Annotated in this window: 14 protein-coding genes, 7 tRNA genes and 2 rRNA genes; 18 read left to right on the top strand and 5 right to left on the bottom strand. The window is 48.3% G+C overall.

Annotated features, from left to right (window positions below; all coding sequences use genetic code 11):
• Positions 1–198 precede the first annotated feature (198 nt).
• The 5 genes from rrf (HGP28_RS16235) (at position 199) to HGP28_RS16255 (ending at position 7,778) form a co-directional block, all read left to right on the top strand.
• Positions 199–315 (top strand): 5S ribosomal RNA (gene rrf / locus HGP28_RS16235).
• A 45-nt stretch (positions 316–360) separates the two neighbouring features.
• Positions 361–436, top strand: a tRNA-Thr gene (locus HGP28_RS16240).
• An 8-nt stretch (positions 437–444) separates the two neighbouring features.
• Positions 445–561: ribosomal RNA gene (gene rrf / locus HGP28_RS16245) — 5S ribosomal RNA — on the top strand.
• 64 nt (positions 562–625) lie between these two features.
• Positions 626–702, top strand: a tRNA-Asp gene (locus HGP28_RS16250).
• A gap of 392 nt (positions 703–1,094) precedes the next feature.
• Positions 1,095–7,778, top strand: a complete 6,684-nt coding sequence (locus HGP28_RS16255) for a beta strand repeat-containing protein (RefSeq protein WP_168837526.1) — start codon at positions 1,095–1,097, stop codon at positions 7,776–7,778.
• A 104-nt stretch (positions 7,779–7,882) separates the two neighbouring features.
• On the opposite strand, the gene ilvY is transcribed toward HGP28_RS16255, so the two are convergent.
• Positions 7,883–8,752 (bottom strand): HTH-type transcriptional activator IlvY, encoded by an 870-nt coding sequence (gene ilvY / locus HGP28_RS16260; RefSeq protein ID WP_168837527.1) that lies wholly within the window; start codon positions 8,750–8,752, stop codon positions 7,883–7,885.
• A 136-nt stretch (positions 8,753–8,888) separates the two neighbouring features.
• On the opposite strand from ilvY, the gene ilvC reads away from it, so the two are divergent.
• Complete coding sequence (ilvC, locus tag HGP28_RS16265) at positions 8,889–10,373, top strand: ketol-acid reductoisomerase (protein ID WP_168837528.1); 1,485 nt, start codon at positions 8,889–8,891, stop codon at positions 10,371–10,373.
• 121 nt (positions 10,374–10,494) lie between these two features.
• Here the strand turns inward: ilvC and ubiK are convergent, their stop codons facing one another.
• Positions 10,495–10,746 carry a ubiquinone biosynthesis accessory factor UbiK gene (gene ubiK / locus HGP28_RS16270; protein ID WP_168837529.1) on the bottom strand — a complete coding sequence of 84 codons (252 nt, stop codon included), beginning with the start codon at positions 10,744–10,746 and terminating at the stop codon, positions 10,495–10,497.
• A gap of 229 nt (positions 10,747–10,975) precedes the next feature.
• Between ubiK and rep the strand changes: the two genes are divergently transcribed.
• On the top strand, positions 10,976–13,000 hold the full coding sequence (gene rep / locus HGP28_RS16275; protein WP_168837530.1) for a DNA helicase Rep: 2,025 nt from the start codon (positions 10,976–10,978) through the stop codon (positions 12,998–13,000).
• A gap of 228 nt (positions 13,001–13,228) precedes the next feature.
• On the opposite strand, the gene HGP28_RS16280 is transcribed toward rep, so the two are convergent.
• Positions 13,229–13,630, bottom strand: a complete 402-nt coding sequence (locus HGP28_RS16280) for a c-type cytochrome (RefSeq protein WP_168837577.1) — start codon at positions 13,628–13,630, stop codon at positions 13,229–13,231.
• A gap of 449 nt (positions 13,631–14,079) precedes the next feature.
• Here HGP28_RS16280 and HGP28_RS16285 point away from each other — a divergent pair.
• The 11 genes from HGP28_RS16285 to HGP28_RS16335 all read left to right on the top strand — a co-directional run bounded on the left by HGP28_RS16285 (position 14,080) and on the right by HGP28_RS16335 (position 23,090).
• Positions 14,080–14,156 (top strand) — tRNA-Arg (locus HGP28_RS16285).
• Positions 14,157–14,187: 31 nt separating this feature from the next.
• A tRNA-His gene (locus HGP28_RS16290) sits at positions 14,188–14,263 on the top strand.
• Between the two features lie 35 nt (positions 14,264–14,298).
• Positions 14,299–14,375, top strand: a tRNA-Pro gene (locus tag HGP28_RS16295).
• A gap of 46 nt (positions 14,376–14,421) precedes the next feature.
• A tRNA-His gene (locus tag HGP28_RS16300) sits at positions 14,422–14,497 on the top strand.
• Between the two features lie 35 nt (positions 14,498–14,532).
• Positions 14,533–14,609: transfer RNA gene (locus tag HGP28_RS16305), tRNA-Pro, on the top strand.
• Between the two features lie 877 nt (positions 14,610–15,486).
• A complete protein-coding gene (locus HGP28_RS16310) occupies positions 15,487–17,202 on the top strand; it encodes a dipeptide ABC transporter ATP-binding protein (RefSeq protein WP_168837531.1) in 1,716 nt (571 codons plus the stop codon).
• Positions 17,203–17,336: 134 nt separating this feature from the next.
• Positions 17,337–18,890, top strand: coding sequence for an ABC transporter substrate-binding protein (locus HGP28_RS16315; RefSeq protein ID WP_168837532.1), 1,554 nt, complete (start codon positions 17,337–17,339; stop codon positions 18,888–18,890).
• A 238-nt stretch (positions 18,891–19,128) separates the two neighbouring features.
• Positions 19,129–20,106, top strand: a complete 978-nt coding sequence (locus tag HGP28_RS16320) for an ABC transporter permease (RefSeq protein ID WP_168837533.1) — start codon at positions 19,129–19,131, stop codon at positions 20,104–20,106.
• Positions 20,107–20,108: 2 nt separating this feature from the next.
• Positions 20,109–21,047 (top strand): ABC transporter permease, encoded by a 939-nt coding sequence (locus HGP28_RS16325; RefSeq protein ID WP_168837534.1) that lies wholly within the window; start codon positions 20,109–20,111, stop codon positions 21,045–21,047.
• Between the two features lie 190 nt (positions 21,048–21,237).
• Entirely contained in the window at positions 21,238–22,224 is a 987-nt protein-coding gene (locus HGP28_RS16330) for an SPOR domain-containing protein (protein ID WP_168837535.1), read from the top strand.
• A 128-nt stretch (positions 22,225–22,352) separates the two neighbouring features.
• Positions 22,353–23,090: an SDR family oxidoreductase gene (locus HGP28_RS16335; protein WP_168837536.1), complete on the top strand. Its 738-nt coding sequence runs from the start codon at positions 22,353–22,355 to the stop codon at positions 23,088–23,090.
• Between the two features lie 90 nt (positions 23,091–23,180).
• On the opposite strand, the gene gorA is transcribed toward HGP28_RS16335, so the two are convergent.
• Entirely contained in the window at positions 23,181–24,539 is a 1,359-nt protein-coding gene (gene gorA / locus HGP28_RS16340; protein WP_168837537.1) for a glutathione-disulfide reductase, read from the bottom strand.
• Positions 24,540–24,755: 216 nt separating this feature from the next.
• Positions 24,756–25,607, bottom strand: coding sequence for a 23S rRNA (adenine(2030)-N(6))-methyltransferase RlmJ (locus HGP28_RS16345; RefSeq protein ID WP_168837578.1), 852 nt, complete (start codon positions 25,605–25,607; stop codon positions 24,756–24,758).
• Between the last annotated feature and the right edge of the window lie 466 nt (positions 25,608–26,073).

Consider the following 26,073-nt stretch of genomic DNA (forward strand, 5'->3'; position numbering starts at 1 on the left):
CCTGTACTAATTGCCCGTGAGGCTTAACCATACAACACCCAAAGGGTTTTGATGGACTCGATTAAGAACGAATTGAATGTGTAGAGAACGCATTAACAGCTTTCCGAATTTTGGAATTGAATTTATCAACTACATCCATGTAGTTGACCCTTCGGGCCGCACTGAAGTGCGTTAAATTTTGTTCCTGACAAAATTTTGCTTGGCGACCATAGCGATTTGGACCCACCTGATTTCCATTCCGAACTCAGAAGTGAAACGAATTAGCGCCGATGGTAGTGTGGGGTTTCCCCATGTGAGAGTAGGACATCGCCAGGCTTCAAATTTCAAAAATTGTCATAAACAATTTTTCCTTGTTTGCATGCTGATATGGCTCAGTCGGTAGAGCGCATCCTTGGTAAGGATGAGGTCCCCAGTTCGATTCTGGGTATCAGCACCAGAGTTTTACTTAGCGACAATAGCGTTTTGGACCCACCTGATTTCCATTCCGAACTCAGAAGTGAAACGAAACAGCGCCAATGGTAGTGTGGGGTTTCCCCATGTGAGAGTAGGACATTGCTAGGTTTTTATTCAGTTATCTTTTAATTGAAAGATAAAAAAAGCGTAAGACTTACAGTCTGACCAATGCGGAGCGGTAGTTCAGTTGGTTAGAATACCGGCCTGTCACGCCGGGGGTCGCGGGTTCGAGTCCCGTCCGCTCCGCCACTTATACTAAGCCCTAGTCGAAAGACTGGGGCTTTTTACGTTTAACGTTCTTGACAGTGCTCTGTACCTGCACCTTTATTCAATTCGATTTTTGCTGACTAACCAGTTTTCTGAGAACAATGCTATTAGTACTGAGCATTGCGTCTTTTTTCAAAGAAGTAACCGCGTCAATTAGGTCATATTTCGACGTTGATTGACATTCAGATTCTCAAGTCTGTACTGAATCTCTTCTCTATTTTGATACGTGCACCATATTCAGGACAGTTCTCCAAATTAAACCTTTTTCGGCTAAATTTAGATGCCCACTCACTATGCTTAATTGAATTATGTATTCGATTAAGCGGGTGCTGTGACTTGAATTGGTACTCGTCTCAATTTTTTGGGGGAGAAGAATGTTCAAGCACATTGCGTTATATCTATTTGTCCTTTTATCTTTAGTTGCTTGTGATCGTTCGCACTCACCATCAAATGCCATCGTTGACATTGTCATCACCAGTGACGCAAAAGACCCTGTGGCGGTTGGCGATATCGTTAGTTTTGTTGCGATGTCAGTCGATCGCGGCGGAAACCAGATGGATGTTACTGATAGTGTGCAATGGCAGACCGATAATAATGCGCTAGTTATTAATCAATCCGGGACTGCTGTTGCTGAGCAAGTAATTGATAGTGTTTCAGTTAGCGCTATATTGGATGGGGCTTTAAGTAACACAATTACAGTTAAAATTGTGGAGCCTAGTGTCGAGGCTCTAACCATTATTCCAAAAAGAACACAATTACCTCAAGGAGGCCTGGCAGAGTTTAGTGTCGTTGCAACTTATACCAATTTAACCAGCTCCGATGTAACAAAAACCGCTGCTGTGTCGCTCGATAATGCTAACGCCATAATACTTGATGCTGGTATTTTGCAAGGCGTAACCGCTGGAACAGTGACTTTATCGGCTGATTTTAATGGCGTGAAAAGTTCACCTCTTTCGCTATTAATAAATGATGTGACTTTAGCCAAGGTCGTTATTCATCCTTCCGAAAAACAGATGCTTCCCGTCAATGGCTCTCTTGAGCTAAGTGCGTATAGCGTCTTTAGTGATAACAGCGCCGAGAACATGACCCAATATGCAGCGTGGCGTTCGAACACCGCAAACGTTACGGTAGAGCAAGGGATTGTGCGTGGCATTAGTCCTGGAAATGCAAGTATTGAAGCGAGCTACTTTAATCAAACCAGTGCAGCTGTTGATGTTGAAACGGTCAATGATATTGGCGCATTAACTCAATTGACTTTAGTGAATGACCTTCAGCAAAGCAGCACTGAACTGATTGTCGGAGGTTCAAGCCAAATTTATGCGGTTGGCACTTATGCGAGTGGCGCTATTCGAGATTTGACCTCAATTGTCCAGTGGAACAGCAGCGATGAGGCTGTTGCTTCAGTTGAACAAGGCATAGTCACTGCCAATGGTGTTGGTTCGACAACGATCCAAGGCGCGTTGGATGGCATTGAGTCCTCAACGATTGATATCACGGTGGTGCCCGTATCATTGACAGAGATTCGTTTGGATCCTAGTAACCCTGAGACTCTGGTTAGGGGGACCCAGAACCAAGTTCGAGCGTTTGGTATCTTGAGTGATGGGTCGTCCGTCGACGTTTCCGATAAAGTTCAATGGATAAGCAGCGAGCCAAATGTTGTTATTGTGTCACTCGGCACTATTCAGGCGCTTCAAGCTGGGGTATCGATACTAAAGGCACAGCTGGCCGGAATTGTCAGTGACGAGCTGACAGTTGCAGTAACAGATGCGACCGCGAGTAGTCTATCGGTCGTCAATGCATCGAGTGACAATCAATTTGCAATAAACGATAGGGGTAAGTTCCAAGCTCTGGTCAACTATAGTGATGGCACTACGCTTGATGTGACCTCGCAAGTGGCTTGGAGTAGCAGTGATCCTACGGTTGCTGTGGTGCTGGATGGGGTCTTATTTGCCACCTCTGCCGGAACCACCTCAATTTCCGCAACCTTTGATGGCGTGAGTTCAAACGCGTTATCGATAACCATCAGCGGTGCGACGCTGTCATCATTGCAATTGACCTCGTCAGCGGGCAATAGTGTGCCATTAGGTGAACAGTTAACTTTGAGTGTTGAAGCGCTCTATTCCGATGGAACCAGTGCGATCGTCACTGACAATGTCAGTTGGACCGTATTACCCACCAGCACCCTCAGTATTGTTAATGGCGTGGTAACGCCTTTGATGACAGGGGACGCGACCGTCACTGCAACATTAGAGGGGGTCACCAGTAACGCACAAATTCTCTCGGTAACCGATGCCACATTGGAGTCGATTCAAATTAATGCCACAGGCGGTTTGTATGCGGTGACGTTACCGCAGCAATTTACGGTGCTGTTTAGCGCGCAAGGCAATTACAGTGATGGCAGCGTGGTAGACATCACCAGTCGAGTGCGCTGGATGACAGATAATGATGATGTTTTGCTGCTTAATAATGCTGCAGTTGGTATTAACCAAGGCGTTGCGAATATCACTGCGACACTCGATGGCACCAACAGTAATAGTGTGCCTGTAACGGTTATTGAGCCGACCATTGTCAATCTTCAGATTGATAACACCGGAGAAAGTGTGCCAGTGGGGGCGTCATTATCCTTGTCAGCTTACGGCCGTTATTTGGATAACAGCCAAGTAAACCTGACCAACTCGGTCGAGTGGCAATCAAGTGACCCATCGGTGGCGATTGTCGATAACGGGAAAGTGACCGCATTAACCCAAGGTGATACCACGATAACGGCGAAAACTGGCAACCTCACCAGTCAGGTGGCGATTACCGTCACCGATGCCACATTAACTCAAATCCAGATAGCGACTAGCGATACCGCTTTGGTGAGTGCGTTACCGATTGGGGTGGGGGTCACCTTAACCGCAACGGGCTACTACAGCGACGGACAGTCACAAGACTTAACCAGTCAGGTGTCATGGAGTAGCAGCGACACCAGCGTACTTTCTGTGGTTTCAGGGCAAGTCGTCGCAGTCGCGTTAGGCAGTGGAGAGATAGGGGCAAACTTTGCTGGAGTCAGCGCGACGCCGTTAACCGTCACTACCGTGACTGAGCAGTTATTGTCGCTGCAAATTGTTCGGGAAGATGGTGCGACACAATCGAGCGCCATTGCTTCAGGCACCAATGTCACCTTGTACGCTGTGGGTGTTTATTCAAATGGCGCCATCTTGGACTTAACATCGCAGGTAAGTTGGCGGTCGAGCGCGGTAAATATTGCGTCAGTACTCAGCGGTGTGGTGACGGGGCTGAGCGTAGGAAGCGCGGCAATTACGGCTAGCTTTGATTCCGTGACCAGCGCCGATTTTGCTATTGAGGTGCAATCGCCCACGTTAACTCAAATTCAGATCAGCGCGCCTGACGGATTAACGGTGGTCGCTGGGGAAAGTGTGACTTTGCAAGCGAGTGCGTTCTACAGCGATGGCACGACAGCGGAGATCACTGACCAAGTGTTGTGGCTGACCAGTGATGCACAAAGTGCGTTTGTGGTGCAGGGGCAAGTGTATGGTCTTGCGGTTGGAGAGGCGCAGATTAGTGCTCAGTTTGGTGAGAGGACGTCAAACACTCTTACGGTGAGTGTGACTGATGCGACATTAGAAAGTGTTAGTGTGTTTAATTTAGCCAACTCATCAGAGTTTCCACTTACCACTAATAGTCGGTTTTTAGCCCTAGCAAACTACAGTGATGGCACCACGCTTGATGTGACCTCGCAAGTGGCGTGGAGCAGCAGTGATCCCGCGGTTGCTGTGGTGCTGGATGGGGTCTTATTTGCCACCTCTGCCGGAACCACCTCAATTTCAGCAACCTTTGATGGCGTGAGTTCAAACGCGCTATCGATAACCATCAGCAGTGCGACGCTGTCGTCATTGCAGTTAACCTCGTCAGCGGGCAATAGTGTGCCATTAGGTGAGCAGTTAACTTTGAGTGTTGAAGCGCTCTATTCCGATGGAACCAGTGCGACCGTCACTGACAATGTCAGTTGGACCGTGTTACCTACTAGCACTCTCAGTATTGTTAATGGCGTGGTAACGCCTTTGATGACAGGGGACGCGACCGTCACTGCAACATTAGAGGGGGTCACCAGTAACGCACAAATTCTTTCGGTAACCGATGCTACATTGGAGTCGATTCAAATTAATGCCACAGGTGGTTTATACGCGGTGACGTTACCGCAGCAATTTACGGTGCTGTTTAGCGCGCAAGGCAATTACAGCGATGGCAGCGTGGTAGACATCACCAGTCGAGTGCGCTGGATGGCAGATAACGATGATGTCTTGCTGCTTAATAATGCTGCAGTTGGTATTAATCAAGGCGTTGCGAATATCACTGCCACACTCGATGGCACCAACAGTAATAGTGTGCCTGTAACGGTCATTGAGCCGACCATTGTCAATCTTCAGATTGATAACACCGGAGAAAGTGTGCCAGTGGGGGCATCGTTATCCTTGTCAGCTTACGGCCGTTATTTGGATAACAGTCAAATAAACCTGACCAATTCAGTCGAGTGGCAATCAAGTGACCCATCGGTGGCGATTGTCGATAACGGGAAAGTGACCGCATTAACCCAAGGTGATACCACGATAACGGCGAAAACTGGCAACCTCACCAGTCAGGTGGCGATTACCGTCACCGATGCCACATTAACTCAAATCCAGATAGCGACTAGCGATACCGCTTTGGTGAGTGCGTTACCGATTGGGGTGGGTGTCACCTTAACCGCAACGGGCTATTACAGCGACGGGCAGTCACAAGACTTAACCAGTCAGGTGTCATGGAGTAGCAGCGACACCAGCGTGCTCTCCGTGGTTTCAGGGCAAGTCGTCGCAGTCGCGTTAGGCAGTGGAGAGATAGGGGCAAATTTTGCTGGAGTCAGCGCGACGCCGTTAACCGTCACTACCGTGACTGAGCAGTTATTGTCGCTGCAAATTGTTCGAGAAGATGGGGCGACACAATCGAGCACCATTGCTTCAGGCACCAATGTCACTTTGTACGCTGTGGGTGTTTATTCAAATGGCGCCATCTTGGACTTAACATCACAAGTGAGTTGGCGTTCGAGCGCGGTAAGTATTGCGTCAGTACTCAGCGGTGTGGTGACAGGGTTGAGCGTAGGAAGCGCGGCAATTACGGCCAGCTTTGATTCTGTGACCAGCGCCGATTTTGCTATTGAGGTGCAATCGCCCACCTTAACTCAAATTCAGATCAGCGCGCCTGACGGATTAACGGTGGTCGCTGGGGAAAGTGTGACTTTGCAAGCGAGTGCGTTCTACAGCGATGGTACGACAGCGGAGATCTCTGACCAAGTGTTGTGGCTGACCAGTGATGCACAAAGCGCGTTTGTGGTGCAGGGGCAAGTGTATGGTCTTGCGGAGGGAGAAGCGCAGATTAGTGCTCAGTTTGGTGAAAGGGCGTCAAACACTCTTACGGTGAGTGTCACAGAGGCCACCCTTACCGCGATTCAGATCTCGGCACTTGATGTCTCAGGATTACCCGTGGGCACGACACGCGCACTCACCGCGACAGGGTTTTATTCTGATGCAAGCACACAAGACCTCACTAGTCGCGTCAATTGGCAAAGCAGCAATACCGCGATCGCAACGGTTGTGGGCGGTGTAGTGAGTGGGGCTGCGGTAGGAGAAGCATCGATTAGTGCGCAATTTGACGATGTAACCAGCTCATTATTTTCCGTGACGGTAAGTGAGGCGCAGCTAACGCAACTTCAACTTGTCGCGGTTGCGCCAGAGGCGCTTGCAGGGCTACCAATGGGCGGTAGTACCGAGCTGAAAGTTTTTGCGACCTACAGTGATGGGGCTGTTAATGACATCACCCGTGATGTGTTCTGGCGTAGCTCAGCGCCTACCATCGCTGGGGTCGTTTCTGGTGTCGCCATTGGCTTTAGCACAGGCAATGCAGGGGTTTCTGCTTCCTTTAATGGTAGTGAAAGTAACGTATTAACCGTGACGGTGACTGAAGCAGTACTCAGTTCAATTGAGATCACAACACAAGAAAGTACAACATTGCCTGTCGGGACTCAAAGCAGCTTAATGGCAGTGGGTAACTATACCGACAGTACCACACAAACGTTGACTGATACGGTTAACTGGCAGTCGAGTTTCTCCACGGTGGCCACCATTAACGATGGCATATTGAGTGCTAGTGCGGAAGGGAGCACCACGATTACGGCAACGCTAAATGGCGTGCGCAGTAATGAATTGGAATACGAAGTGGTTTTGGCCAGCGCGACTCAATTGACGATTGAATTACCCGAGGACATTACGGCAGCATCGCTACCCAAAGGGCGGCAATTGCAGCTCAGAGTAACAGCCAATTACAGTAATGGGGTTCAAAGTGATGTATCGGCTCGCAGCCAATGGCAAAGCAGCGACCCCAGCATAGCCACCGTTGTTGCAGGGACAGTCGTAGCTATTGGTGAAGGTGTCGCTTCCATAACCGCCAACTTTGCCGGTATTTCGGTATCCCAAACCGTGACGGTCACAGAAGCTGCATTAGAGTCTTTAAGTATTACGCCTACAGAGACGGTGACGATGCCGGCCGGTATTACCACACCTATGACCGCTATCGGTCAATATTCCGATGGGTCACAAGTGGATTTAACAACACAGGTGGTTTGGCTCAGCAGCAACCCGTTTGTGGCAAGGGTGTTTGAAGGCAACGTTTATGCTGCAACTCGTGGTCAGTCAAGCATTACCGCGGTGTTAGATTCTGTCACCAGTAATGCAAGAACCGTCGATGTGGTTGACGGAACCATTCGAAGCATTCGAGTTCGTCCGGCTGAGTTTCCTGCGACATCCAACTTATTAGTGGGAGAGGAACTGCAATTAGAAGCCACGCTGTTTTATACCGATGGTTCATCCATTGACATTACCAATCTTGATGTATGGATAGTGGACAATCCCAGTGTCATCTCTGTAACAAAAGGATTGGTTGTTGCTTTGAGTCCTGGTTTCACTTTTTTGTATGTCGATGTCAACGGATTTCTCTCGGGCGACACCTTTATTGATGTGGAATAAGCCTATATTCAAGCTCCGTGAAGATGCAGTTTTGCCAGCGTCACTCAGCAAGGCTGCAGCTTCAAATCGCGCAAGCGCACGCTCATGATAAGCACGTGTATGCTTTACGCGACCTCCCACAGAGCATTCACAAGAGGGTTGTCGAGTTGAGCGTGAAGGCAACAAATACCGAGCTCAAAGGGTTTGATGGGGACCAATTTTAGCCGTTCAATTTTGTCGCGAACTGGGCTGTTGTTGATCACGATATCTGGTGCGATGCCCACGCCACAACCAAGCGCCACCATACTTACGATGGCTTCATGCCCTGAAACCTGAGCATAGATGGTGGGACGAATATTCATCTGTTTAAACCACGTGTTCGCGCGCTCTCGAGCGGTTCCCGCTTCAGGCACGATAAAAGGAATTGCGTTCCAATCGGGGCGAGTTTGGTGGAGCGCTTCGGCAAAGTTGCTGATGCCACTGGGGGCAATCACTGACAGCGGAATTTCACCAATGGGTTTAAAGGCCACTTTGCTTGGTAACTCTTCTGGCAATGCAGAAATGGCCACATCCGCCTCTTCATTTAAAATGCGTTCGATGGCTTGCGCGGGATCGCCCGTCGATAGCTTAAATTCAATATCGGGGTGTTTGACACGAAATTTTGAGAGCAAATCAGGCAAATAACTGTAGCTTGCGGTGACTGAGCAAAAGAGGCGTAACTCTCCTTGCAATTGATCGGCCATACCTTGCATTTGGCGCTGCAGTTGCTGCCAATCGTTCAGCATACGTAATGCCACTGGCAGCATTTTTTTTCCTGCGCCAGTCAGCTCCACCCCACGATTATCTCGCACAAATAAGGTTTGGCCGACTTCATATTCGAGCTTTTGTACCTGACGGGTTAATGCCGACGGGCTCATGTGCATCGCAGAGGCGGTTTTAGCAAAACTGTGACTATCGCAAAGATGGATGAAGAGTCGAATTGATCTGATGTCCATAAGCCTTCCGTGGTTGCATTTATTGCAATGACTTGTTGTGAATATATCACTTTAAGCAACGAAAAAACTTAATTAGTATCAGGTTATCCGCTCAACATAAGTGAGCGATTGACGGAATTTTTGTAAGGAGAGCCTGATGAGCAATTATTTTAACACCTTGAATTTACGCGAACAGCTAGACCAACTTGGCCGCTGCCGTTTTATGGATCGTGACGAATTTGCAACCGAAGCCGATTTTCTTAAAGGGAAAAAAGTGGTGATTGTCGGTTGTGGCGCGCAAGGTCTTAACCAAGGTCTCAATATGCGTGATTCGGGTCTTGATGTGGCTTACGCTTTACGTCAAGCGGCCATTGATGAACAGCGTCAATCTTACAAAAACGCGAAAGACAACGGCTTTGAAGTAGGTAGCTATGAAACGCTGATCCCGCAAGCGGATTTGGTGGTGAACCTTACGCCAGACAAACAGCACAGCAATGTGGTTGAAACCGTTATGCCTTTGATGAAACAGGGCGCTGCACTGGGTTATTCTCACGGCTTTAACGTGGTTGAAGAGGGAATGCAAATTCGCTCCGATATTACGGTGGTTATGGTTGCTCCTAAGTGTCCTGGCACGGAAGTTCGTGAAGAATATAAGCGTGGTTTTGGCGTACCAACACTGATTGCAGTACACCCAGAAAACGATCCAAAAGGCGAAGGTTGGGATATCGCCAAGGCGTGGGCGGCAGCCACCGGTGGCCATCGCGCAGGATGCCTAGAGTCTTCTTTTGTCGCAGAAGTAAAATCAGACTTGATGGGCGAGCAAACCATTTTGTGCGGCATGCTTCAAGCAGGTTCTATTGTTTGTTATGAAAAAATGATCGCAGAGGGTATCGACCCAGGTTATGCGGGTAAATTGCTGCAATACGGTTGGGAAACCATTACCGAAGCGCTTAAGTTTGGCGGTATTACTCACATGATGGATCGCCTATCTAACCCAGCGAAAATTCGCGCCTTTGAGTTATCTGAGCAACTTAAAGATCTTATGCGTCCTCTGTATAACAAGCACATGGATGACATTATTGCCGGTGAGTTCTCTCGTACCATGATGGCGGACTGGGCAAATGATGACGCGAACTTGCTAAAATGGCGCGCAGAAACCGGTGAAACGGCGTTTGAAAACTACCCAACAACCAATGTTGCAATTGCTGAGCAAGAGTACTTTGATAACGGCATTTTGATGGTGGCAATGGTTCGCGCTGGTGTTGAATTGGCGTTTGAAGCGATGACGGCTTCTGGCATTATTGACGAATCAGCTTACTATGAATCTTTGCATGAGCTGCCATTGATTGCCAATACCATCGCTCGCAAGCGTTTGTATGAAATGAATGTGGTGATTTCAGATACCGCAGAGTACGGCAACTACTTGTTTGCCAACGTGGCAACCCCATTGCTGCGTGAGCAATTTATGCCATCGGTCAGCACTGACGTTATCGGTAAAGGTTTGGGTGAAACATCAAATCAAGTCGATAATGCTCAACTGATTGAAGTCAATAGTACGATTCGTAACCACCCAGTGGAATACATCGGTGAAGAGTTACGTGGCTACATGACGGACATGAAACGTATCGCGGTAGGCGACTAATATAACCGCCTCAAGCCGCACTGTTGTCGGTTTGAGTGATGAAATACTCTTAAAATGAAAAGGCTTGCTCTGTGGCAAGCCTTTTTACTTTTTTACTTCGAAAGCGCCTTAGGAATAAATGTTATTTATCCGCCAGCTTTTCTTCAAGCTGAGCCAGCTTTTGCTCCATCTCAGTCAACTTTTGGCGTGTACGTAACAACACTTGAGTTTGAACATCAAACTCCTCACGACTGACGACATCCAGTTTATTGAGCTGGCCTTGAATGACCTGGCGTACCTTGCTTTCCACATCCGCACCCAAATCTTTGACAGGCTGTGGCATGGAGTCATGGATTTGTTTGGCAATTTGTTCAAGTTTTTTTGGATCAAACATAGTTGCGATTACTCCCTTCAATTTATTGTCATTTTAAGGAATCAGGGCGAGAAAGTCGTTAGTCAATGGCAAAAAGCGTCATCAAAATTCACCATTGGCTAACATTCAGCACAAATGAGACCGAATTAAATGAAATCCTCGTCTCATCGACAAGCCCGCTCTTTTGTGTTGATTGGCGCATCTTGAGGCGACTTGGGTATAATAGGGTTTTCCTTTGAAGACGCTGGTTATGAAACTCAATCCACGACAAGATGAAGCCGTCAAATACGTTTCTGGGCCATGTTTGGTGCTTGCCGGCGCCGGCTCTGGCAAGACTCGAGTCATTACCAATAAGATTGCGTATTTGGTGCAGCAGTGTGGCTACAAGGCTCGCAATATTGCCGCAGTGACATTCACCAACAAAGCCGCTCGTGAAATGAAAGAGCGTGTCGCTCAGACGTTAGGTAAGCAAGAAGCCAAAGGGTTGATGGTTTCGACGTTCCATACGCTAGGGCTCAATATTATTCGTCGTGAATACAAAGCGCTGGGACTCAAAGCGGGCTTTTCACTGTTTGATGACCAAGATCAGTTGGCGCTTTTAAAAGAGCTGACAGAAAAGCAGATTGACGGCGATAAAGATCTATTACGCCAGCTGCTCAGTTGTATTTCTAATTGGAAAAACGACATGCTGACGCCGGAGCAAGCAATGGCGCATGCACAAGGTGAGCAGCAACAGCTTTTTGCGTTCTGTTTTGGTTTGTACCAAAAGCAGATGCGCGCGTATAACGCGTTAGATTTTGATGATTTGATTGCTCTACCCGTTCAGCTGCTACGCCAAAATGAAGAGGTGCGTACGCGTTGGCAGAGCCGCATTCGTTATTTGTTAGTGGATGAATACCAAGACACCAACACCAGCCAGTATGAGCTCGTGCGCTTGCTTGTTGGCGAGCGTGGCCGTCTCACCGTGGTAGGGGATGACGACCAATCGATTTACTCATGGCGCGGGGCAAAACCGCAAAACTTGGTATTGCTTGGGCAAGATTATCCCAATTTGCGCCTTATTAAGCTCGAACAAAATTACCGTTCTACGAGCCGAATTTTGCGCGCTGCAAATATTTTGATTGCCAATAATCCCCACGTTTATGAGAAAACGCTGTTTTCTGAGATCCCTGATGGCGAAAAAATCAAAGTACTCTTAGCCAAAAATGAAGAGCACGAAGCGGAACGCGTTACCGCAGAAATTATCGCGCATAAATTTATCAATCACACACAATACCGAGATTATGCGATTTTATATCGAGGCAACCATCAATCTCGTTTAATTGAAAAATCATTGATGCAAAACCGCGTGCCATACAAGCTCTCCGGCGGTACGTCATTTTTCGCGCGCGCGGAAATCAAAGACATCATGGCGTATCTACGCGTCTTAGTGAACCCAGACGACGACAATGCGTTTTTGCGTATCGTCAATACGCCACGGCGTGAAATTGGGCCAGTGACACTCGAAAAGCTAGGCAGCTACGCCAATATGCGAGGAAAAAGTCTCTTTGAAGCCAGTTTTGAGTTGGGGCTTGAACAGCACCTTACGGGGCGAGGGCTAGAAAATTTGCGTCGATTTACCCAGTGGATTGTCGCCATAGCCGATCAAGCTGAGCGCGGCAATACTGTTGAAGCAGTGCGGTCATTGGTGCGCGATATTCATTATGAAGATTGGCTGTACGAAACCTCGGCCAGTGCCAAAGCGGCAGAGATGCGGATGAAAAACGTCTCCGATCTTTACGGCTGGATTGTTGCCGATTTGGAAGGGGATAATCCGGATAACGAAGAGAAATCCCTTAAAGAAGTGGTACAAAGGCTCACACTGCGCGACATGATGGAACGTGGCGAAGAGAATGATGACAGTGATGCGGTTCAGCTAATGACGCTGCATGCGTCAAAAGGCCTCGAGTTTCCTTACGTTTATCTGATTGGCTCTGAAGAGGGCATTTTGCCTCATCAAACCAGTATTGATGAAGATAATGTCGATGAGGAGCGCCGTTTAATGTATGTCGGGATCACTCGTGCGCAAAAGGAGCTGACCTTTGTGATGTGTAAAGAGCGGCGCCAATATGGTGAGTTGCTCAAGCCAACGCAAAGTCGCTTTTTAGATGAATTGCCCTTTGATGATTTAGAGTGGGAGAGTCAGAAAAAGCCCGTCACGCAAGAAGAGCGTATGTCTAAAGGGCAATCGGCCATCGCGCGCTTACGCCAGCAACATCTCGGTAAAGGGCGGTAGCGTAAGAAAGAACCTGAAGGCTTAACATTGGGTTGCTAAGCCTTCATATTGGTTGTGCCAAATGACGCGCTTAGGTTTGCATTCGCGTTCTATTTGACGTTGCAGCGGGATTACCTATTGCTTATAAACCTCATCACATAGCGCACTTATGCGCGGCGGTTATGCTCAGAGGCTTTGCTTGTCGTCAATCGGCATCTTTACGCTGTTTGGGTGCAAGACTAAAAAGGGTTAGAGGCCAGCCAGCATGTGATCGATCGCCGCCTGAATTTCATCGTCTGAGCAGTCCATACAAGTGCCTTTTGCCGGCATGGCATTAAAGCCCGTTAGGGCGTGCTCTAACATCACTGCTTGCCCTTGAGCGATGCGCGGCGCCCAGGCATCGCTATCACCACTGATCGGCGCGCCGCTAACGCCGGTCGAATGACATGCCATGCAGTAGGTGTTGTAAACCGCGACACCATCACGTGGGCCAGTTGGCACGGCGACGACGACAGCTTCCTCGCCAGCAAGATACACATTGCCAACGGGTTTGATCCGCGCTTCGATCGCCTGATATTGCTCTTCACTGATCTTGGCGGCAAGGGCATTCAATGGCGCGAAAATAATGAGGCCGACGCTTAGCGCAATCATCGTAAGACGACGCCAGAGCGTTAATTGAACCGTTGGTTTTGATTTATTCCTTGTGTTGGGCATATCCATTACTCACTTCACTGGCTGGTGGCTGTTTATATCCGTCATACTTGAAACGTGGCTGGGTTGGCGTACCGACTTTCTTCGAACGGAGTGTTTGTCACTATTTTCGAAGTACTCGCAAGCCTTTCTGTCACGTCAAATCTTTTGGGCATAGCTCTTAGGTATATTAGTAATACTGTTAATTCAATGTAAACGATCAGTGAGTATATCTCGAACGGTTGTTGCGCGAAACCATCACTTTTCCAACGCAAGGGCTAAATCACATCCACTCTGTGGTCATTTGCAGGGCGACTTGTTGAAAAACAGACCAATCGAAAAAAAAAAGCAAAAAAAAACTAGACGATACTGGGTGATATCCGTATTATTCCACTCCGCCGATAGGGCATGCGCCCGTAGCTCAGCTGGATAGAGCGTTGGCCTCCGGAGCCAAAGGTCGAAGGTTCGAATCCTTTCGGGCGCGCCATTTGCTCAAAGGTATCGGTGAAAAATTTATGGTGGCTATAGCTCAGTCGGTAGAGCCCCGGATTGTGATTCCGGTTGTCGCGAGTTCAAGTCTCGTTAGCCACCCCATTTTTTATCTTGTGGTTCGCCCAAGAATACAGTTTCGGTGAATAGCGCAGTTTGGTAGCGCATCTGGTTTGGGACCAGAGGGTCGGGGGTTCGAATCCCTCTTCACCGACCATATATTGGTTTATGGCTATACTATAGCGGTAAACAACAAATTGATGGTGGCTATAGCTCAGTCGGTAGAGCCCCGGATTGTGATTCCGGTTGTCGCGAGTTCAAGTCTCGTTAGCCACCCCATTTTTTATCTTGTGGTTCGCCCAAGAATACAGTTTCGGTGAATAGCGCAGTTTGGTAGCGCATCTGGTTTGGGACCAGAGGGTCGGGGGTTCGAATCCCTCTTCACCGACCACTTTCAAGACCTCGCATCATGCGGGGTTTTGTTTTATCTGACGAAAGGAAAACGGCTGCGAGTCGGGGTCTGGGAGCCCAGCCGCGTGGAAGCCCAGCCGCGTCGAATCCCACTTCACAGGCCACTTTTCAAGACCTCGCATCATGCGGTTTTTTTTTTATCTGACGAAAGGAAAACGGCTGCGAGTCGGGGGGCTGGGTGCTCATCTGCCTAGAACCAGCTGCGTCGAATCTCACTTCTCAGGCTAAATATCAAGACATCGCTTCATGCTCGGTTTGTTTTGCTTGGCGAATAAATGAGCGGTTGAGCGCTGCGTAGATCTGCGATTTTAATACACCAATTGTCTGATTTTTGGACATATCAAGCGCGTTTTTTTTAATGTTACGCGTTTAGACGATTATCCTTTCATTTGACTGAAAATGTCATAATTATGCAAATTGATGTTTTGGGCTTTAGTTGTTCTATTGGTGGTAATTCTATTTATTAGTGTACATTTAATACAAAACACTGCCTATTGGTTTGTTCATCGAAGAGTGTGTTGTTATGTGAATGTTGATGCCTGGTTGTGTGAAATAATAAAGTTTCGTCACTTTATTCATTTTTGGAGCATTTGTCTGATAATTTTTGTGGATAAAATCACGCTTTAAATTGACATAGAACAACATTTAATCAGCAAGTGGTGAGAAAGTAATATATAACGCTTTGAAAGCGGATTCTTTCAACGTTTAATTATTATTTGTTGCATTATTATGTAAGTTTTGCCAGATTATGCGTCATATCAGTTAGTGGGATTTTATTCTGCTAGGTAAATGGAATTTTAGTCGTACATATGGGGCTGGCCCCATGTTGACACAGACAAGGCAGTTGAGGTCTGAATATGTCACTACTTGAAGTGAAAAACCTGCGTATCGAATACCCATCACGTCACGGCGTTCACGCTGCGGTAAAATCGTTATCGTTTAACATTGAGCGCGGTGAAATTGTTGGCGTGGTTGGTGAATCTGGCGCTGGCAAATCAACCGTTGGCAATGGGATCATTGATCTATTGAGCCCGCCAGGCCACGTCGCCTCGGGCGAGGTTTTTCTCGATGGTGAAAAGATTTCGGGACTATCGCCTGAAGCGATGCGCTCAGTACGAGGCTCGAAAATCGGTTTCATTTTTCAAGATCCGATGACCTCGCTGAATCCGCTGTTTACTGTTGAGCAGCAGCTTACAGAAACCATTCACGCCAACATGGAAGTGAGTGACAAAGAAGCGTATCAACGCGCGTTGTCGCTCATGCAGCAAGTTGGTATTCCTCAGCCAGAAAACCGTTTGAAGCAATATCCCCACCAATTCTCTGGTGGTATGCGTCAACGTGTAGTGATCGCGATTGCGTTAGCTGGTGAGCCTGATTTAATTATTGCCGATGAACCCACGACAGCGCTGGATGTGTCAATTCAAGATCAAATTTTGAATCTGATCCGCGAGCTGTGTATTGAAAAAAATGTTGGCTGTATGCTCGTGACTCACGATATGGGCGTGGTTTCAAACGTGACCGATCGCGTTGCCGTGATGTACCGCGGTGATTTGGTTGAGTTTGGCCCAACCAGCAAAGTGCTTGGCGATCCTGACCATCCTTATACTCGCAGCCTTATTTCTGCCGTGCCACGTTCCGATGTGAAGTTAGCGCGCTTTCCTTTGGTCAGCTATATCGAAAAAGCCGAAGCGACTTCAAGCTTGGATGTCAAAAATCATTGGCTTGGTCAAAGTCAAGATCAGCGAGAATATCAAGGCGCGCTGTTAAAAGTCGACAATGTCAATTTGCGCTTTATTACCAAAGACTCGCTGTTTGAAAGCCGCCGAGAGTACGTTCAAGCATCGGATAATGTCTCTTTTGAAGTGCATGAGGGGGAGACCTTTGGCTTGGTTGGCGAGTCTGGATCGGGTAAGTCAACCATTGCGCGTGTTATTGCTGGTCTTTATCAGCCTAATTCAGGCCAAGTCAGTTTTGAAGGCATTGATTTGACAGCATTAACGTCAGAAAAAGCGCGTCGTCCGCTGCGCCGTCAAATGCAAATGGTGTTTCAAAACCCGTATACCTCAATGAACCCGCGAATGAAAATTTTTGACATCATCGCAGAGCCAATCCGTTTTCATAAGTTAACCGCCAATGAAGCGCAAACTCGCCAAGTGGTGAACGACTTATTGGAGCATGTTGGTCTTGGTGTCATGGCAGGCGTGAAATACCCACATGAATTTTCAGGTGGCCAACGTCAGCGTATTTCAATTGCTCGCGCGCTTGCCACTCGCCCTCGCTTATTGATTTGTGATGAACCCACATCCGCCTTGGATGTGTCGGTACAGGCTCAAATTCTTAACCTGTTAAAAGATCTACAAAGTGAGCTGAATCTCACCATGTTGTTTATTAGCCACGATTTGCCGGTGATCCGTCAAATGTGTGACCGTGTTGGTGTGATGAAAATGGGCCAATTACTGGAAGTGGCGCCGACAGAGCAGCTGTTCAACTCACCAACACACGAATACAGTCGTCAGCTAATCTCGCTTATGCCGGAGTTTACCGGTTTACGTGAGCAGGTGATGTCGGCGTGACCTTTCGGTCCGTGTATACGCTCAACCGAATTAAACGGTGACATTTGCTGTTTAGGTTGAGCAAACCATAACCATTAATAAACACAACAAACGCAACTGCATAGGGAAAGGTTTCCCGCATAAGGAGTTATGCAATGAAAATGTTGAAAAGCACCTTAGCGGCCGCATTGATGGCTGCAGGTCTTAGCTTCAGCGCCATGGCCGCTGATATTACTGTCGCTTACGATGCCGATCCGGTTTCACTTGACCCACATGAGCAGCTTTCTGGTGGCACGCTACAGCTGTCGCACATGGTGTTTGATCCACTTGTGCGTTACACCCAAGCGCTTGAATTTGAACCTCGCCTTGCTAGCAAGTGGGAACGCGTGAGTGACACGACGTACCGCTTTCACCTACGTGAGGGTGTTAAGTTCCACTCAGGTAATGTGATGACTGCAGACGATGTGGTCTGGACATTTAACCGTCTTAAAGCGTCTCCTGACTTTAAAGCCATTTTTGGTCCATACGAAAAAATGGTTAAAGTTGACGCCAACACCGTTGATTTGGTTTCAACTGCGCCTTACCCATTGGTACTGCAAACCGCAACTTACATCTTCCCAATGGACAGCAAGTTCTACACTGGCACCACAGCCGATGGTAAAGACAAAGCGGAGATCGTTAAGCACGGTAACTCATTCGCTTCAACCACACTATCGGGCACGGGACCTTACATCGTGACCGAGCGTGAGCAGGGCGTAAAAGTGGAATTCAAACGCTTTGCTGATTACTGGGATACCGACTCAAAAGGTAACGTAGATAACATCACTCTCGTTCCTATTAAAGAAGCGGCGACTCGCGTTGCGGCCTTGTTGTCGGGCGATGTTGATATGATCCACCCAGTCGCACCAAATGACCATGAGCGTGTTAGCGGTGCTGACGGCATTGACTTGGTTACACTACCTGGTACCCGTTTGATTTCATTCCAGATGAATCAAAACGGTCATGAAGCGCTGAAAGATGTTCGCGTTCGTCAAGCCATCGTTCATGCGGTCAACAACGAAGGCATCGTGAAGAAAATCATGAAAGGGTTTGCCACTACCGCAGGTCAGCAAGGACCAAAAGGTTATGTGGGTTACAACGAAGCGCTGGTACCACGTTATGATCTGAAAAAAGCCAAACAGCTGATGAAAGACGCAGGTTATGCTGATGGTTTCACTCTAACCATGATTGCGCCAAACAACCGTTATGTTAACGACGCGAAAATTGCTCAAGCGACAGCGGCAATGTTGTCAAAAATCGGTATCAAGGTTGACCTAAAGACCATGCCAAAAGCGCAATACTGGCCTGAATTTGACCTATGTAACGCAGATATGCTGATGATCGGTTGGCACGCAGATACGGAAGATTCAGCAAACTTGACTGAATTCCTAACGATGACGCGCAATGCCGAGACGGGCCGTGGTCAATACAACTGTGGTTACTACTCAAACAGCGAAGTGGATCAATTGATTGAAACATCAAACGTTGAAACCGATCCTGCGAAACGTTCAGCCATGCTGAAAAAAGTAGAACGCATCCTTTACGATGAAGCGGCATTTGTCCCTCTACATTGGCAAAGTGAAGCGTGGGGCGCGAAATCAAACGTTGGCGCTGCGGAGATCGTAAACCCAATGGTAATGCCTTACTTTGGTGATCTTGTCGTTAAGTAATGATTGACCATGCCACGCTGCGGTATTTGCCTCAGCGTGGCCGCCGCTCAAATTCAGTCGAGGCGCGGCGGAAACTTTAGACTGATTCATGTGGCGCGTTGTTGATGGCGCGCCACATATCGTCATCCAGTGATGAATCGGCTTTGACTCAACGAAGTTAAAAGCAGTGTGATTGGCTGTGATTGCGTTAGCAGTAACGCTCTGGTAAGCAGAGTAATAAGGACACAAGGGGCAGGGAATGTTTTCTTTTCTGGTCAAGCGCCTATTTCAGGCACTGATAGTGATGTTTGTGATCAGTTTGGTGGCGTTTGCCATTCAAGACAACTTAGGCGATCCATTGCGTGAGTTGGTTGGTCAATCGGTTTCTGAAGCTGAGCGTCAGGCGCTTCGCGATGAGCTTGGGCTTAACGATCCCTTCTTCACCAAATATTCGCGTTTTATTGGTGCTGCGCTGCAAGGCGATCTTGGTACCTCCTATTTCTTTAAGCGCCCTGCGGTTGATGTCATTTTAGACAAGCTGGTGGCGACACTTGAGCTGGTGTTTGGCGCGAGCGTTTTAATTGTCGTGCTGTCGATCCCACTTGGCGTTTATTCCGCAATCCATCCTAAAAGCTGGTTTACCAAAGTGGTAATGGCAGGAAGCAGTATCGGCATTTCCATTCCGGTTTTCCTAACCGCCATTATGCTGATGTATGTCTTTTCGATAGAGCTAGGCTGGTTGCCTTCCTATGGACGAGGCGAAACAGCCAATATTTTGGGCTGGGAGTCGGGTTATATGACCGCAGATGGCTTGGCGCATCTGATTTTACCCTGCATTGCTTTGGCCTCGATTATGCTGCCACTGTTTATTCGTTTGGTTCGCGCCGAAATGTTGGAAGTGCTCAGCTCGGAATACATTAAATTTGCCAAAGCAAAAGGGTTAGCGCTTAATAAAATTTACTACCAACACGCGCTGAAAAACACCATGTTGCCGGTATTGACCGTTGGTGGTGTTCAAATTGGTACTATGGTCGCTTACACCATTTTAACCGAGACCGTATTTCAATGGCCGGGCACAGGATTTTTGTTTTTAGAGGCGATTAACCGCGTTGATACACCACTTATCACTGCGTACGTTATTTTTGTTGGCTTGCTGTTTGTGGTGACGAATACCATCGTCGACTTGCTCTATGGCTTAATTAACCCAACGGTGAATTTGACTGGAAAAGGAGCTTAACGATGGAACTTGTCACAACCACACCATCACGCTGGCAGCGTTTTAAACAGTCTGATTTTCTTTATTACTTTTTGCGCGACAAAGTCGCCATGGCAAGCTTTGCGGTATTCGTGTTTTTTGTGGCGCTCGCATTGAGCGCGCCACTGCTCGCGCCCACCGATCCTTATGATCTCTCATCGATTGATATTATGGACTCGGAATTGCCTCCCGCTTGGATGGAGGATGGCGATGAGCGCTTTACTCTTGGGACCGATGAGCAAGGTCGCGACATTTTATCGACGATTTTATACGGCTCACGCCTGTCATTGACCATCGGGTTTTTGGCGGTCGGTGTTCAGCTCTTTTTGGGCATTATTATCGGTTTGTCGGCGGGCTACTTTGGCGGTCGTATTGATAGCTTTTTGATGCGTTTTGCCGACGTTCAGTTGTCGTTCTCAACCATGATGGTAGCGATTATCGTGTCGGCGATCTTCAAAGCCAGTTTTGGCAGTGAATTTTTCAGTCAATACGCTGTGGTGATGCTGGTGGTGATTATCGGCGTTGCCGAATGGCCACAATACGCTCGTACGATCCGTGCGTCGGTGCTTGCTGAGAAGAAAAAAGAGTACGTTGAAGCGGCAAAAGTGATGGGATTCAAAGCGCCACGAATTATGTTCCGTCACATTTTGCCTAACTGCTTGTCGCCTATTCTAGTGATTTCAACGGTACAAGTGGCGAATGCAATTATGTCAGAAGCGGCCTTATCGTTTTTAGGATTGGGCTTGCCTGTTGATCAGCCATCACTAGGTTCGCTCATCAGCATTGGTTTTAACTACATTTTCTCTGGTGCTTGGTGGATCACCGCATTTCCAGGTCTTGTGCTAGTGACACTGGTATTGGTGATTAACTTGTTGGGTGACTGGCTGCGCGATGTGTTTAACCCTAAGATTTATAAAGGTTAATATAAATCTTATTGGTGTAAAAAACAGGTTGTTTTTGTGGCGATGCCGCAGCCAAACAGTGAACTGGTTCAAAAATTTGTTGTCATTAAAGAGCTGTTTAAAAAAACGGCTCTTTTTTTGCTTCTTTTTTATGGCTTGTTGTTGTTTGAACGCTCAACGGTATTGGTTGAGTTACTGTGGAAATGCGACGATGAAAAAAAACACCTCTAATTTGGGCAGGCGCAACGCGCCATGGCGCCTCTTGACGTTGATGAGTTTGCTTGCCATGCCTTTTTCTGCGCAGGCGTATTTATGCAGCGCAACCCAAGCCAGCCCTGATGCGCTACCGTTACTGGATGCTCAATGCCCTATAGGTCATGGGCACTGGCGTAGTGAAGCGCCAGCCCAGCAAAACTCAAGCTATTTTTGGATTCAGTGCGGTTTGCTAAAGGCTCCGTTGACACTGGCTCAGGCAAAACCGCTCTACCAGAATATGACAACGGATGTGTGGATGAAGCCTGAGGGGGACGACTTTCGTTGCTTAATCGGTCCTTATGAGCAGTTCACGGCAGCAAAGCAAGATTTGGCGAAAGTGAAACAAGTCCCCGGCTATCAAGATGCGTTTATTCGTGTCGCGGCGACTGGCGCGAACGCCGCTAAAGCGAATGCAAGCAAAGCCTCCATCAAAGTACCGCCTAAAACGGAGCGTGCCAGCTCAGCCAAAGCGCGGCAAAGTGTGTCCGTGCCATCAATCTCTGCCGTTGCCGCGGTGATGCCAGCGGCGCCTAAGGCCCCGACGGCGCCAAAAGCGCCAGCGCCGGCCTCACTGGCTGCCATGCCGCCACCAGCAGAATCGGCCACCGCGAATGCGGTACAAATTCGATTAAAAACCGTTTTGCAAGGACACGTCTACGCCGTGCCTTATTTGCAGGACAATCAGCATGAATTTTACATGGAACACAGTAAGCCGTGGAATCGCCTTGATTACGCTGCGGCCTTGGTCGTATGCCAAGAAGTCGAGATGCGTTTGCCCACAGAGCAAGAGTTTACTGTGCTGCTGGGCTCTCAATTAATGCAAAAAGAACATTGGCCAATGCATTTGCCGTACTGGGGAGAGGGCCGCACTGGATTATTTGCCGATGGGCGCGCGCTGACTTTGACGGGAAGTTCTTTGCTGAACGTGCTGTGTGTTCGATAGTCATGTAATTTGACCCAGCGGCGCGTGTTGCGCTCATTTTCAAGGCACAATTTTGCGCCTTTTGTATTCGGGCTCTACGCTTTTGATTGGACTACCGTCTTGGTTTATATCAAAAGGGGAACTCGAAAATGAATAGTCAACTAACTCAAGTTGTTGTCATAACTGGAGCAAGCAGTGGGATCGGTGAAACCACGGCGCGGCTGTTAGCCTCAAAAGGTGCCAAAATTGTGGCGGTCGCGCGCCGCAAAGCGCGCCTAGAGCAATTGGTTAATGAAATCAACAGTGCTGGTGGGCAAGCTATCGCTTTAGAAGCCGATGTCACCTCGTTTGATCAGATGCAGCAAGTTGCGTCAAAAGCCAAAGACCATTTTGGCCGTTTGGATGTGTGGGTCAATAACGCTGGGGTGATGCCGCTCTCTCCGGTGGAAATGAACCGCCATGACGAATGGATGTGGATGGTGGATGTGAATATCAAGGGCGTATTGAATGGCGTTGCGGCAGCGCAGCCACTGATGCGCGCGCAAGGTAGTGGGCATTTTGTCAATATTAGCTCTGTAGCGGGCCACATTGTTTTCCCCGGTGCCGCAGTTTACTGCGCCACCAAATTTGCGGTGCGTGCCTTAAGTGAAGGGATTCGCATGGAGTCCGATGGTTCGATTCGCGTGACCAATATCAGCCCAGGGGCGATTAAAACAGAGCTTGCCGAGCACATTGGCGTTGATGAAGTGAAACAGGCGGTAAAAGCGTTTACCGATATTGCGATTGAGCCTCAAGCGATTGCTGATGCAATTTTGTTTGCTCTTGCTCAGCCAGCCGATGTTGATGTGAACGAAATGATAGTGCGTCCTGCCAAGCAAGCGCTGTAGCTTTTTCGGATTGGCACTTTTGCGGATTAGAACAAAAAGGGCAAGCGAGTGCTTGCCCTTAATCTCTTTAGCGCTTTCGTGGCAATACACTCAGCGCATGGTAACAAACTCTTCAGAGCCTGTCGGGTGAATCGCGACCACCGAATCGAAATCAGCTTTGGTTGCGCCCATCTTCATTGCAACGCCAAAGCCTTGGATCATCTCATCAACGGTATAGCCAATGCCATGAAGGCCGACCACGCGCTCGTCTTCACCAGCGCAAATCAGTTTCATTTTGCACGGCTGACGATGACGAGTCACAGCGGTGTACATTGCAGTAAAGCTTGAGCTGTACACCTTAATATTGTCTACGCCATATTGCTCAATCGCTTGTGGCTCGGTTAAACCAATGGTGCCAATAGGAGGATGACTAAATACCACGGTTGGCACCAAGCTGTAATCCATTTTGGCGTTTGGCTTGTTGTTAAACAGTCGCTCAGACAACTGACGGCCCGCTTTCACCGCGACTGGTGTCAGTTCGATACCGCCGTACATGATGTCACCAACGCAGTAGATCCCTGGCACATTGGTTTGCTGGTACTCATCGACCACAATGTAACCGTTGCGAGTTTCTACGCCCGTAGCTTCAAGATTGATTTGCTCGGTGGCAGGGTGGCGACCAATCGCCCAAATAAGCTGGTCAACATTGTGACTTTCGCCATTTTCTAGATGCAGCGTCACGCTACCGTCGGCTTCTTTGCTGACTGATTTTGGCACGCTGTGAGTATGCAGTAGCGGGCCTTCGCTGTGCATCACTTCAAGCAAGGTTTCGACGATCAGCGGGTCAAAGCTGCGTAGCGGCGCTTCTTTACGGCAGAAAAGGTGCGTTTCCGTGCCAAGTGCGTTTAGCACGCCTGCGATTTCCACCGCAATGTAACCTGCACCGACCACCGCAACGCGTTTAGGCTGCGCCTCTAACTCAAAGAAGCCATTTGAGTCGATGCCATATTCCGCGCCGGGAATGTTAGGAATGGTGGGCGCGCCACCTACGGCAATCAGAATATGATCTGCGGTGTAGTGCTCACCATTGACCTCAATAGTTTGCGGGCTGCCAGTGACAAAGCGAGCAAAGCCTTTGATCACATGAACCTTATTGCGGCCAAGTACACTATCGTAAGACTGGTGAATGCGATTGATGTAGGCTTGGCGACTTTCTACCAAGGTGTTCCAGTTAAACCCGTTTTGGGTTAAGTCAAAGCCATAATCTGCCGCGTACAGTTTGATCGCATCGGCAATTTGCGCGCCATGCCACATGACTTTCTTCGGCACACAGCCAACATTGACACAAGTACCGCCTAAATCGCGCGCTTCGATGAGGGCAACTTTGGCACCATGCATCGCGGCGCGATTGGCTGAGGCAATGCCACCGCTACCACCACCGATACAGATATAATCAAAATGCGTCGCCATTATTTTCTCCAATCTCAGTTAGTCAGCCAAGCGGCTGAGGTGATTCCAATTCCAAGTCGTTCAATGGGTGTCCATGATTGTTCGTTCTTCCATGACGCTACCCTATGTTTGTTTCGCTGTTGAGGCCATTGTGTGGTAGCGCTGTTCCATCAATGATGGCGCCACTTTATTGAGCGTAAGTGGCGTGTCTGACAACTTCTTGTTCCGCGTATTGAATTATTCAGGAACAATCCAGTCAATCGTGTAATGCCCAGTTGCAGGCGCAATAGCGTGTTGCAGCGCCGGCAAAATGGTTTGCATTTGGCTTTCTAACGTCCAAGGCGGATTGATAACAATCATCCCCGACGCTGTCATACCGCGCTCATTGGTGTCAGGCGATACTCCCAACTCCAACTGTAAAATTTTACGAATGCCAAGCGCTTTTAGCCCGTCAATCATATCGTCGATAGTGGCACGATTTACCACAGGATACCAGATGGCATAAATGCCAGTGGCCCAGCGTTTGTAACTTTCGCCAATCGCTTTGACGACGTCGCGGTATTCTTTCGCAAGCTCGTAAGGCGGATCAATCAAGACCAAACCACGGCGCTCAGCGGGCGGTAGGCTCGCTTTTAAGCGGCGAAATCCATCTTCTTGATAAATCGTGACGTGACGGTCGCGTGCAAATTCTTGCTGCAGTAGTGGGTAGTCACTTGAATGCAGCTCGGTCAGCACGATGCGATCTTGCTCGCGGATCTGCGCGCGCGCAACGCGTGGCGAACCGGGGTAATAACGCAGCGATTCATTGGCCGCTAATGTTGGATTGAGTGCCTCAATCGCGGCAAAGTAGCCCGGTACCAGTGACTTAATCTCGCCATTGTGCCAAATGCGGCCAATGCCTTGTTTGTACTCACCGGTTTTTTCTGACCATTCGTGGGTTAAATCGTAACGCCCAGCACCGGAGTGCGTGTCATGATAGACAAACGGTTTCTCTTTTTGTTTGAGCGTCTCAAGGATCAGGCTCTGAACAATGTGCTTAATAACGTCGGCGTGATTGCCAGCGTGAAAACTGTGGCGATAACTTAGCAAAATAAACCCTCGAAACACTGCTCTAACAGTGTGGTTGTGCATTGAGTTGGCGCTGATTATACACCGAAACTGGACAAAAATATGCCATTACGGTGGCGTTGTATCTCAGGTTAGCGGGCTGAGCTTGAGCGCAATGGCGTTGTGAGGCTTTTCTCGTTTTCCGCCTACCTGAACCGCTAAGTTGTTTGGGTATATACCTGCAACTTGTTGTTTCGGTATATAGTGTTATACCCTTTCTACTTGAAGTTGCAGCGTTGTTGGCTGGCTCTCACAAACCTCATCACATAGTTTATCTATGTTCACGAAGTGATCAGAGGCTTTGTTCGTTTGCCGCCTACCTGCAACTCCAAGTTGTTTGGGTATAGATATATCTTGAGTATCAAGACCAGACTTATCCCGCTGCGTGACACTCACGTAGCCAAGGGCGATTCCCCTTCTTGGCATACACGCCACAAAACAAAAGGAT

The organism is Vibrio agarilyticus (assembly GCF_012641465.1).
Lineage (GTDB): Bacteria > Pseudomonadota > Gammaproteobacteria > Enterobacterales > Vibrionaceae > Vibrio > Vibrio agarilyticus.

Bases quoted from the DNA above. Each gene is read 5' to 3' on its own strand.
- HGP28_RS16320 (WP_168837533.1), top strand. From the start codon at position 19,129: ATGTTTTCTTTTCTGGTCAAGCGCCTATTTCAGGCACTGATAGTGATG.
- gorA (WP_168837537.1), bottom strand. From the start codon at position 24,539: ATGGCGACGCATTTTGATTATATCTGTATCGGTGGTGGTAGCGGTGGC.
- HGP28_RS16255 (WP_168837526.1), top strand. From the start codon at position 1,095: ATGTTCAAGCACATTGCGTTATATCTATTTGTCCTTTTATCTTTAGTT.
- HGP28_RS16280 (WP_168837577.1), bottom strand. From the start codon at position 13,630: ATGATTGCGCTAAGCGTCGGCCTCATTATTTTCGCGCCATTGAATGCC.
- ilvC (WP_168837528.1), top strand. From the start codon at position 8,889: ATGAGCAATTATTTTAACACCTTGAATTTACGCGAACAGCTAGACCAA.
- ilvY (WP_168837527.1), bottom strand. From the start codon at position 8,752: ATGGACATCAGATCAATTCGACTCTTCATCCATCTTTGCGATAGTCAC.
- ubiK (WP_168837529.1), bottom strand. From the start codon at position 10,746: ATGTTTGATCCAAAAAAACTTGAACAAATTGCCAAACAAATCCATGAC.
- HGP28_RS16335 (WP_168837536.1), top strand. From the start codon at position 22,353: ATGAATAGTCAACTAACTCAAGTTGTTGTCATAACTGGAGCAAGCAGT.
- HGP28_RS16315 (WP_168837532.1), top strand. From the start codon at position 17,337: ATGAAAATGTTGAAAAGCACCTTAGCGGCCGCATTGATGGCTGCAGGT.
- rep (WP_168837530.1), top strand. From the start codon at position 10,976: ATGAAACTCAATCCACGACAAGATGAAGCCGTCAAATACGTTTCTGGG.
- HGP28_RS16310 (WP_168837531.1), top strand. From the start codon at position 15,487: ATGTCACTACTTGAAGTGAAAAACCTGCGTATCGAATACCCATCACGT.
- HGP28_RS16330 (WP_168837535.1), top strand. From the start codon at position 21,238: ATGAAAAAAAACACCTCTAATTTGGGCAGGCGCAACGCGCCATGGCGC.
- HGP28_RS16325 (WP_168837534.1), top strand. From the start codon at position 20,109: ATGGAACTTGTCACAACCACACCATCACGCTGGCAGCGTTTTAAACAG.